Annotated in this window: 9 protein-coding genes and 1 tRNA gene; 4 read left to right on the top strand and 6 right to left on the bottom strand. The window is 60.9% G+C overall.

The window, feature by feature from the left end; translation table 11 throughout:
* Positions 1–537: 537 nt before the first annotated feature.
* Positions 538–1,467 (bottom strand): hypothetical protein, encoded by a 930-nt coding sequence (locus tag Q7L05_RS10805; protein WP_303906064.1) that lies wholly within the window; start codon positions 1,465–1,467, stop codon positions 538–540.
* 93 nt (positions 1,468–1,560) lie between these two features.
* Here Q7L05_RS10805 and Q7L05_RS10800 point away from each other — a divergent pair, with 93 nt between their 5' ends.
* Together Q7L05_RS10800 and Q7L05_RS10795 are read left to right on the top strand one after the other, a co-directional pair.
* The gene (locus tag Q7L05_RS10800) at positions 1,561–2,616 is read left to right on the top strand and encodes a dihydrodipicolinate synthase family protein (RefSeq protein ID WP_303906061.1); all 1,056 of its coding nucleotides are present in this window, start codon (positions 1,561–1,563) and stop codon (positions 2,614–2,616) included.
* Between the two features lie 165 nt (positions 2,617–2,781).
* Positions 2,782–3,318, top strand: a complete 537-nt coding sequence (locus Q7L05_RS10795) for an REP-associated tyrosine transposase (protein WP_303906059.1) — start codon at positions 2,782–2,784, stop codon at positions 3,316–3,318.
* 83 nt (positions 3,319–3,401) lie between these two features.
* Here the strand turns inward: Q7L05_RS10795 and Q7L05_RS10790 are convergent.
* From Q7L05_RS10790 to rpsU, 5 genes are all read right to left on the bottom strand, one after another.
* Positions 3,402–3,477: transfer RNA gene (locus Q7L05_RS10790), tRNA-Ile, on the bottom strand.
* A gap of 68 nt (positions 3,478–3,545) precedes the next feature.
* The gene (gene rpoD, locus Q7L05_RS10785) at positions 3,546–5,354 is read right to left on the bottom strand and encodes an RNA polymerase sigma factor RpoD (RefSeq protein ID WP_411293335.1); all 1,809 of its coding nucleotides are present in this window, start codon (positions 5,352–5,354) and stop codon (positions 3,546–3,548) included.
* 139 nt (positions 5,355–5,493) lie between these two features.
* Positions 5,494–7,284 carry a DNA primase gene (gene dnaG / locus Q7L05_RS10780; RefSeq protein ID WP_303906056.1) on the bottom strand — a complete coding sequence of 597 codons (1,791 nt, stop codon included), beginning with the start codon at positions 7,282–7,284 and terminating at the stop codon, positions 5,494–5,496.
* Positions 7,285–7,436: 152 nt separating this feature from the next.
* Complete coding sequence (locus Q7L05_RS10775) at positions 7,437–7,886, bottom strand: GatB/YqeY domain-containing protein (RefSeq protein ID WP_303906053.1); 450 nt, start codon at positions 7,884–7,886, stop codon at positions 7,437–7,439.
* A 22-nt stretch (positions 7,887–7,908) separates the two neighbouring features.
* A complete protein-coding gene (gene rpsU, locus Q7L05_RS10770) occupies positions 7,909–8,124 on the bottom strand; it encodes a 30S ribosomal protein S21 (protein WP_092992945.1) in 216 nt (71 codons plus the stop codon).
* Positions 8,125–8,258: 134 nt separating this feature from the next.
* On the opposite strand from rpsU, the gene tsaD reads away from it, so the two are divergent.
* Together tsaD and Q7L05_RS10760 are read left to right on the top strand one after the other, a co-directional pair.
* Positions 8,259–9,272 carry a tRNA (adenosine(37)-N6)-threonylcarbamoyltransferase complex transferase subunit TsaD gene (tsaD, locus tag Q7L05_RS10765; protein ID WP_303906048.1) on the top strand — a complete coding sequence of 338 codons (1,014 nt, stop codon included), beginning with the start codon at positions 8,259–8,261 and terminating at the stop codon, positions 9,270–9,272.
* A gap of 514 nt (positions 9,273–9,786) precedes the next feature.
* Positions 9,787–10,326 carry a Slp family lipoprotein gene (locus Q7L05_RS10760; protein ID WP_303906046.1) on the top strand — a complete coding sequence of 180 codons (540 nt, stop codon included), beginning with the start codon at positions 9,787–9,789 and terminating at the stop codon, positions 10,324–10,326.
* Positions 10,327–10,328 lie beyond the last annotated feature (2 nt).

Raw genomic sequence — 10,328 nt, 5'->3', positions numbered from 1 at the left:
GGGGATCCAGTCCCGTGGCCCCTCAGACCTGGCGAAATTCCGTCGTCATCCCCGCGCAGGCGGGGATCCATTTTGAGCCATGCCGCTGCTCTCTGGATTCCCGCCTCCGCGGGAATGACGGGGGAGTGAGCAGTTACCCTTCTCATTGAATAGACCCACTCGGCTCGGGCATCCTGCTTCGCCCTACCGACTGCGTCCATGCAGTCGTATTCGCCTCGAAAGATCGGAAAATCTGTCGCCGGCTTTCCCTCGCTACGATCGGTCAAGTCCGTCAGGCTCCTAGCCCGGATTATTCACCGCAAAGACGCAAAGGACGCAAAGCTTTGATTAAAAATGCATTTTGCATTATCGCCGAGGTTCTGCTGTTTCCGTTGTTTCTCGGTCATGTATGCCGATAAGCAATTGAATTCTTTGCGCTCTTGGCGTCTTCGCCTACAGGGATGTAGGTAAGGGCGTGAGCAGGAGCGGAAGCTTCGCGGTGAGTTCGTGAAGTTTCCGGGCCAGGAAAATGATCCCTCTTTCTTTTACGAGCCGGCGTTAACGCGGCACCGCCAGGTCGTCGCCGCCGGTGGGCGAGCACTTGAGGCCGGGGATTTCACGCGCAATCAGCTCCAGGGCCACCGCCGCGTTGCGCACCCGTTCGCGGATCATCTCATTGTGATAGCCGGGCCCATTCCACGGCGCATAGATCACCTCCTCCGAGGGGCCCGGTTCGATCTTGAAATAACAGGGCGCCGCGATACGCGCGATCTCGGCCGCCTCATAGAAGCGAACGAAGCCGCCCATAGCGTTGACCAGGCAGAGATAGATATCCATGGGGATCTCGATGCTGGTGCGGATGGCCGAGAGCATCGCCAGGCTCAAGTCAGCGAGCGGGTTAAAGGTATCGGCGCCCAGCTGCTGGGCGACACGGGCGCCCGCCGGGTTGGCGTGACCGGCGAAGACCGAGAGCTTGAAGATCACCTCCGCAGGGATGACTCCTTCTTGGCGCAGCTGGTCGGCAAGCCACAGCACCCCTTCATCGGCCACCAAAAAGCCGCGAAAGCCTGCTTCCACACAGCGCTCGATATCCTTGAGCCAGTGACGCACGCCGTCCATGCCGCGAAGACGCATGCCCGAGACCAGGCCTTCGGATGTGGCGATCTGCCGGCCGCCATCCCACCCGCGTCGCGGACCCGGTGTCATCACCACTTCGATTCGCTGCTCCCGCGCCAGTTGGGCGAAATCGTACAATTCCGCCCAGGTCAGGTAGGTGGCGCCGCCAACAGTGGCGATAATGCGATGGATGGGGACCTGCTGCTGCTCCGCTTCGGCGATCAGCGTTTCGAAAGCGGAGACCCGCTCCACGCCGGAGATCTCGATGCGGAACTGGCCGCCGTCGGGAAAGGCGCGGGTGGAGGACGGCAGGTGATGGTTGTCGTGGACGGGCAGTCCCAGCGTTTTGAGCGTCTGTTCGAGATCTTGCATGGTTATCCCCTTACACGGACGGTCTTCAGGATGAGATGGTAAGCTATCCTCCATCATACCGATCATTCGCAATACGTCGATGAGGGGGGTATTTTGCTTACCAGCGCCGATTTGATTGCCGACCCTATTGGCCACTATCCCCGGGCGACAGTGGCCTGTTTCGATCCGACTCGCGGCGAGCTGCCGCGCCGGCAGCTGGACGCGGGGCGCACCATCGCCTTTCTCGAACGCCTGGCGGCGCTGGGCGTCGAAGGCGTGCTCATCGCCTCCTCCACCGGCCAGGGCCACCTGCGCACTGTGGAGGAACTGGAGGCGTGGCTGCGCTGCGCGGCCCGGGCCCGGCTGGGCAACACCGTCCCCATGGCGCTGCTGCGTCCCGAAGACGGTGTAACGGCCAATGCCCGCCTGCTCGACCTGATGGCCGATGCCGGCTACCCGGTCGTCTTCCTGCGTCCCGGCACCAATCTGCCGCCCGCAGCCGACAACACCCGGGTCAGCGAGCAGCTCACACCCCTGGTCGCCGCCGCCACCGAGCGCAATCTGGCTGTCGGCCTCTACAGCATTCCCGACGTCAGCGGTGTACCACTGACTCCCGATTCGGCAGCCCGCCTGGTCGCCGGCCCCGGCGGCGCAAACATCGTCGCAGTCAAGGTCACCGAGGCGGACTACGAGGCCAGCACCGCCCGCTTTCTCGCCCACCCCGAACTGGCCCATCTGAAGATTGTCCAGGGTTGGGACCCGCACATCGGGCGCGCACTACGCGAAGGCCCCGGCTACGACCGACAGGGACGCCAGCGGGCCGGCATCACCTCGGGCCTGATGTCACTGGCCGCATACCAGTATTTGCATCTGCTGGAGGCCGGCAAACGGGGGGAGTGGGACGAGTTGGACCTGGCCCTGGAGGCGGCCACAGTGCTCTTTCGCGCCATGCAGGACGACCCGCAGCATTTCGCCGATTTGCAACGTGGCAAATACATCATGGGTCTCGGCCATCCCGTTACCGGGACGGTCGAGGAAGGACAGGTGGAACGGGTGTTCGCCGCCCTCGAAGGTCTACCCCGCCCCGCCGATCGTCGACGACTCGCCCGCAGCCTCGACCTCATGGGCGACGGGCCGTACCACGCACGCCTAGCCGCCCTGGCGACATGAGCATGGGATGTCGGGTTACGCTGCGCTAACCCGCCCTACGTGTTTTTTTGATCGGTTCGTAGATGCGTGATTTCATGGCGGGGTTGCCGGGGGCATGAGCAATCGTAGGTCGGGTTAGCGAAGCGTAACCCGACGAAAACCGTCACGGGAGGGCTACCGCAACCGATGCAATACCGACGCGCTTTCATGCCCGGCGGCTCCTGGTTCTTCACAGTGGTCACCGAACGGCGACGGCCGATATTGGCATCGTCCGAGGCGGTGGGCGTCCTGCGCGAGGCATTTCGTGTCGTGCGCAACAAGCGACCATTCCGTGTGGACGCGATTGTCGTATTGCCCGATCACATTCACTGCATCTGGACATTACCGCCGGAAAACGCTGACTTCGCGACGCGCTGGCGATTGATAAAGACCTGGTTTACGAAGCACTGCGATCCGGCGCTGAGGGTAAACCAGAATCCGGCGCGAACGAAGAAGGGGGAGCAGGCGCTCTGGCAGCATCGCTACTGGGAACACCTGCTGCGCGACGAGACCGATTTCATCCGGCATGTGGAATACATCCATTACAACCCGGTGAAGCACGGTTACGTGGCATTACCGTTGGCGTGGCCGTTTTCAAGCTTTCGGCGGGACGTGGAGGCGGGTATCTATTCGGCCGATTGGGGAAGTGGGGTCGTTATCGATGAGGGTGTGGGAAGTGAGTGAGGTGGGATGTCGGGTTACGCTGCGCTAACCCGACCTACGACGGACACCTACTTCTGGCCCGTTCACGTAAGTGCTTGTTTTAATGGTGGGCCCACCAAGATTCGAACTTGGAACCAATGGATTATGAGTCCACTGCTCTAACCATTGAGCTATAGGCCCTGCAAACAAATGCGCCCGAAGGGTTTGCCTTCGGGCGCATGGATTATACCCAGCGGTGCGGGTTCAGGTCACCCTCCCTCGGAGTCGAGGAAGCTGCGCAGGGTTTCGGAGCGGCTCGGGTGGCGCAGCTTGCGCAGCGCCTTGGCTTCGATCTGACGGATGCGCTCGCGAGTCACGTCGAACTGCTTTCCGACCTCTTCGAGCGTGTGGTCGGTGTTCATGTCAATACCGAAGCGCATGCGCAGGACCTTGGATTCGCGGGCCGTGAGCCCCTCCAGAACGCCCTGAGTGGCTTCACCGAGGCCGGAGGAGGTGGCGTGGTCCACCGGCGACAGCACATTGCCGTCCTCGATGAAATCGCCCAGGTGCGAATCCTCGTCATCGCCGATGGGCGTCTCCATGGAGATCGGCTCCTTGGCGATTTTCAGGACCTTGCGAACCTTGTCTTCCGGCATTTCCATCCGCTCGGCAAGCTCTTCCGGTGTCGCTTCGCGACCCATCTCCTGCAGCATCTGGCGGGAGATGCGGTTGAGCTTGTTGATGGTCTCGATCATGTGCACCGGGATACGGATGGTGCGGGCCTGATCCGCGATGGAGCGGGTGATGGCCTGCCGGATCCACCAGGTGGCATAGGTCGAAAACTTGTAACCGCGGCGGTATTCGAATTTGTCCACCGCTTTCATGAGGCCAATATTGCCCTCCTGGATCAGGTCCAGGAACTGCAAGCCGCGGTTGGTGTATTTCTTGGCGATGGAGATCACCAGACGCAGGTTGGCCTCCACCATCTCCTTCTTGGCACGGCGCGCCTTGGCCTCACCGATGGACATCTTGCGGTTGATGTCCTTGATTTCGGTGATGGTCATCCGGCACTCTTTTTCGAGCTGCACGAGCCGGTTCTGAGTGCGGCGAATATCTTCGGCGTACTCTTCGAGATGCTTCGCGTACTCCTTGCCGCCCGTCAGGTGCTGATCCAGCCAGTCCGGATTGGTTTCGTTATCCGGGAAGGAGGAGATAAACGCCTTGCGCGGCATCCGCGCATTCCGGACACACAGCTCCATGACCTGACGCTCCTGAGTGCGGATACGGGTCACCAGGTTGCGCAGGGCGTTGACCAGGCGATCCACCAGCTTGGGTGCGAGCTTGACCTCCATGAACGCATCGACCAGCTCCTGGCGAAGCTCCAGAGTCTTCTTGTGGTCCTTTCCGTTCTTCTCGAGGGAGGCTACCAGTTTGTCGCGCAGATCGGCGATGCGCGCCATACGCACACGGACCTCTTCGACATCCAGACCGGTATCTTCTTCGGCCTCTTCGTCATCGGAGGTGGCATCGGCAGCAGCGGGCTTACTCGCCTCTTCGTCTTCATCCGGATCGATCAGGCCGGCGATGACTTCGGCCATGCGGAGGTTACCCTGCTCCACCTGTTCGAATTCACGCAGCAGTCCATTGACTGTTTCCGGGTGACTGGCGAGCGCCTTCAGCATCTGGGCGATGCCCTCTTCGATGCGCTTGGCGATCTTGATCTCACCCTCGCGGGTCAGCAGCTCAACGGCACCCATCTCGCGCATGTACATGCGCACCGGATCGGTGGTGCGGCCGAATTCGGCATCCACTGCTGCGAGAGCGGCGGCAGCCTCTTCTGCGGCATCCTCGTCCGTATTCACGGCATCGCCGGCGATCAACAGACTATCGGCATCCGGCGCCTGCTCATGCACCGTGATCCCCATGTCATTGATCATGCTGATGACGTCCTCGATCTGTTCGGGATCGACGATGTCGTTCGGCAGGTGATCGTTGACCTCCGCATAGGTCAGGTAGCCTTGCTCCTTGCCTTTGGCAATCAGGAGCTTAAGCTGAGACTGCTGTTCTTGATCCATCATCGCGTCACTCGCTGGTTGAATCGTGTTGGAGTGGGCCGTACACAAAAACGCAATATTATAGACTATAGACGCTCTACTTGGATCCGCCAGTGGATTTACCGAGTTCTATTCGGCTGTTAGCGATGAGTCTTAAAGTCGTTCACGGCGTTTTGCTTGTAAGCAATTGTTGCAATTCTATTTTCTCCGCACCGGTTAACTCCCGGAACGGCTTTCGAGTCAATTCGTCACGGCGGAACTCGACCCGGTATTGGTCGATTCGCTCTAACGTTTCCTCAAATTCGCACTGCAGCGCCTCTGCATCATCAAGGGGCAGTTCACGCGCTGCAAGCTTCGCCAGATGCGGCCCTTCGGACCGCTCGCGCCAATGTTCGATCAGGGCGCCGGTTGTTAGATGCGGCCTGGATTGCACCAGTTCAAGCATTTCGCCCAACAAAGCGGCGCCCGGAAGCGGAAGTCCGGCAAAACGGGTGGACCTCCCCGCATGAGCGGCAAGTCCGGGCTGCTGAAGCAGCAGCGAAATCGCATGGCGTACCGGCGACGTGGCACGGTCGTCCCGCATTTTCGCAGGTCGCCTTCGCGAACCCGCTGCGGAGCGACCCCTGGGAGTCCCGAAGCCCAATAGTTCGCTCACCTCGGCCACGCCCATTCTCGCTCGCGACGCGAGGTTTTCTGCCAGTGCCGTGCGGTAAGCTCCTACGGGGACTTTTGACAACAGCGGCCTTGCAAGTTCCACTAGTCGGGCAGGGCCATCGATTTGGCTCAGATCGGCCCGTCCGCTTAGCTGGTCCACCACGAAATCGGCCAGCGGCTGGGCTCGTTCGACCCGCCCTTCAAATCCTTCCCGGCCGATTTCCCGAATCAGCGTGTCGGGATCCTCGCCTTCGGGGAGGAACATGAACTTCACCTGGCGACCTTCGCCGATCAGCGACAGAACGTGTTCCAGTCCCCGCCAGGCGGCATCGCGCCCCGCGCGGTCGCCGTCAAAACAGAACACCACCTCGGAGGTGGCGCGGAACATCAGCTGCAGGTGGTCAGGCGTTACCGATGTACCGAGGGTGGCCACGGCGTAACGGACCCCAAATTGGGCCAGCGACACCACGTCCATGTAGCCTTCCACCACCAACAAGCGCTGCAACTGCCTGAGCGCCTGCCGCGCCTCCCACAACCCATATAACTCTCGACCCTTATGAAAGACAGGGGTTTCCGGTGAATTGAGATATTTGGGTGTCCCATCACCCAAAACCCGCCCGCCGAAGCCGATCACCCGCCCCCGGCGGTCGCGAATCGGGAACATCACCCGCTCCCGGAAACGGTCGTAGCGGCGCCCTCCATCGTTCTCAATCGAGAGACCGGCAGATACCAGATCGGCTGGGCGGGCACTGCTCAGCGCCTTTCCGACATTGTGCCAGCCGGGCGGTGCGAAACCGATACCGAATTCCGCGGCAATCTCGCCGGAGAGACCCCGTCCCTTCAGGTATTCGACCGCCTGTGCCGCCTGGGGGTGAACCCGAAGCTGTTTCCGATAGAAGCGATCAGCCTGTTCGAGAAGCCGGTAGAGCTCTCCCGTATTGCTTTCTTCGACCGGCCAGGCCCCCTTCTGGCCCCCTTCACGCGGAACCGTGAGCCCGTTCGCTGAAGCCAGATCCTCGACGGCCTCCACGAACGACAGGTGCTCGAACTCCATCAAAAAGCCGATTGCGGTGCCGTGAGCACCGCAGCCAAAGCAATAGTAGAACTGCTTACTCGGGCTAACTGTGAAAGAGGGAGTTTTTTCCTGGTGGAAGGGACAGCAGGCCTTATATTCGCGGCCGGCCTTTTTCAGGGGCACACGGCTATCGATCACGTCGATAATGTCAACGCGACTGGTTAAGTCATCGATAAACGTCTGCGGGATCTTGCCAGCCACATGCCCCTCGGGTTCGACGGCCACTTTCAGTCGCCCGACAGACCAGGAGCCTGTCCGGGAATAGTAACGGGCTCCAAAATGTAGGTTGGCGCTGAGGAACGAAGCCCAACAAAATCAGCGTTGGGGTTCGCATAACTCACCCCAACCTACAAAAAATGATGTTCTCGGACAGGCTCCTAGGAAAGCTTGGCCTTGACCTTGGCGCTGAGTGCGCCCATGTCGGCGCGCCCCTGCACCTTTGGTTTCAGGGCGCCCATCACCTTGCCCATGTCCTTCATGGACACGGCGGCGGAGTCGGCGACGGCCTGATCAATCAGGCCATCCAGTTCCGCCTCCGACAACGGTGCCGGCATGAATTCCTGAATGACCGAAAGCTCCGCCTCTTCTTTGGCGGCCAGCTCCTCGCGTCCGGCATCCCGGTACTGGGTGATGGAGTCGTGACGCTGCTTGACCATCTTGTCCAGTACGGCCAGGACGTCGGCGTCATCAAGCTCGATACGTTCATCGATTTCACGCTGCTTGATGGCGGCCAGGATAAGACGCACGGTTGTGAGGCGCTCTTTATCCTTGGACCGCATTGCGGCCTTCATTTCGTCCTGGAGACGCTGTTTAAGGTTCTCGGCCATGGTTTAGCGGTTCCGAGACGAATCAGTACAGACGCTTCATGCGAGACTGTTCGCGCGACAGCTTCTTCTGCTGGCGCTTGACGGCAGCGGCCTTCTTGCGTTTACGGATTGCGGTCGGCTTTTCATAGGCCTGACGGCGGCGCACTTCGGACAAGACACCGGCCTTTTCGCAGCTACGCTTGAAGCGACGCAGCGCCACGTCGAACGGCTCGTTCTCTCTTACACGTACGGAAGGCATATGTACTTCTTCACCTCGTAGAAGAATTTGACACAAACTTTACCCGGAGTCGGGGGAACACGGAAGTTTAATGGCCCAATAGCCAGAATGCAAAACTTCTTGTCCTCAGCATCCGGTAACGCGAAAATGGGCGGATGCGTGTACTGGGAATCGAGACCTCCTGCGACGAGACCGGCGTCGCCCTTTACGACACCGAACAGGGCCTGCTTGGACACGTCCTGCACAGCCAGGTGCCGATGCATGCCGAATACGGTGGCGTGGTGCCTGAGTTGGCCTCCCGCGACCATGTGCGGAAGGTAGTACCACTGGCGCGGAAGCTCCTGGCCGACAGCGGGGTCACCCTCGACAGTATCGACGGCGTGGCCTACACCGCCGGGCCGGGTCTGGTCGGTGCACTGCTGGTCGGAGCGGCAGTAGGGCGCAGCTTGGCCTTTGCCCTTGGAGTTCCGGCGGTGGCCGTCAACCATATGGAGGGGCACCTGCTGGCCCCCATGCTCGAGAGCGATCCGCCCGAATTCCCCTTCGTGGCGCTGCTGGTTTCGGGCGGACACACCCAGCTGGTACAGGTGGAGGGGGTCGGCCGCTACCGTATGCTGGGCCAATCCCTGGACGATGCCGCCGGCGAGGCCTTCGACAAGACCGCCAAACTGATCGGGCTGGGTTATCCGGGTGGCCCGGCCCTGGCCCGTGCGGCGGAGAGGGGCGATGTTTCGCGCTTTCGCTTTCCCCGCCCGATGACCGATCGGCCGGGGCTCGACTTCAGTTTTTCGGGGCTGAAGACCTTTGCCCTGAACACCATCCACCAGCACCGGGACGACCCCAACGCGGGAGCCGACGTAGCCGCAGCCTTCCAGCTGGCCGTGGTGGAGACGCTCGCGATCAAATGCCGCCGGGCACTGCAACAGACCGGACTGACACGGCTGGTGGTCGCCGGCGGAGTCAGTGCCAACGTCCACCTGCGAGAGCGCCTCGAGCGCCTGGCGGAAGATCAGGGTGGTCGTGTCTACTATCCGAGACCGGAACTGTGTACGGACAACGGCGCCATGATCGCGTACGCCGGTGCCCTGCGACTGCAGGCCGGCCAGCACGAACCCCTCTCCTTCACCGCCCGCCCGCGCTGGCCGATGGACGAACTCTCTCCCCTCTGAGCACAGGGTAAACGCATACTCACATTTTGGTGCCGGCGAGCGAACTAAGTCCTTGATAGCCGGTACGTGTGAATACGACCTACCGGGATGTAGGAAGTGAAGATTATGCAGGAGCAATCATCTTCCATCCGTGTACGCTCGACGGCACCATCAGCGCCATGTCATCCAGTTTGGGATCATGCGTCAGCGCCACAGCAGCGGCATCTGTGAATCGACATCGATTTGCTGCTCGCGTCCATTCACGGTGACGGTGATCATGGTGTCTCCCTGATATACGGAATAATATGTTGGTTTAGTTATTCCAATAGCTTAGCCGGTGCTTCAAGCCGGCATGGGCACCACCGATTCCCGTCATAACGCGCCGTTAAACGCTGTTTTTGATTTTCACCTCGGAAGCCGGGCGGTGCGAAGTTCGCCCAAGGGCGAAAAAAGGGCGAATTTCGGGTTCAAAAACAGCTCGCGGGATCCACGATTCGTGCCACGCTTAGGAAAAGTCCCGAGGGGAGGATTTGCCATGAAAAGACTTTTACTCTTGGCGGCAGTACTGACGCTTGGCGCCTGCGCGACCCAGGTGCCGGAGCGCATCCAGACTGCACCGGCCGGTAACCCTCCGGTTGCGGAAGTTCGGAGCAATCCGGAGCGCTTCGAGGGTAGCCGGGTACGTTGGGGCGGCACCATTGCCAACGTACAGAACCGGGCCGATGAAACCCTAATCCAGATCGTCGCACGGGATCTGACCGACGCAGGAAAACCGAAAGAGGAGGATCGCAGCAGCGGCCGCTTTATCGCCCGCATCGACGGCTTCGTGGATCCGGCGGTCTACACCCAGGGGCGGCGCCTGACGGTCACCGGGGAGATCGTCGGTTCCCGCGTGGAGCCGGTGGGGGAGTACGAATACCGCTTCCCGGTGGTTGAAGTCGAGGCCTCCTATCTGTGGCCGCGGGAAACCGAAAGCGTCCGCCGCCCGTATTACTATGATCCGTTTTGGGATCCGTTCTGGTATGACCCCTGGTACCCATACCGGCCCTTCGGATACCGGCCGTACTACTGGTGATT

Source organism: Thiohalomonas denitrificans (assembly GCF_016841685.1).
GTDB classification, from domain to species: Bacteria; Pseudomonadota; Gammaproteobacteria; order Thiohalomonadales; family Thiohalomonadaceae; genus Thiohalomonas; species Thiohalomonas denitrificans_A.
The sequence above is the reverse complement of the archived record's forward strand: the minus strand, read 5'-3'. Positions and strand labels throughout refer to the sequence as shown.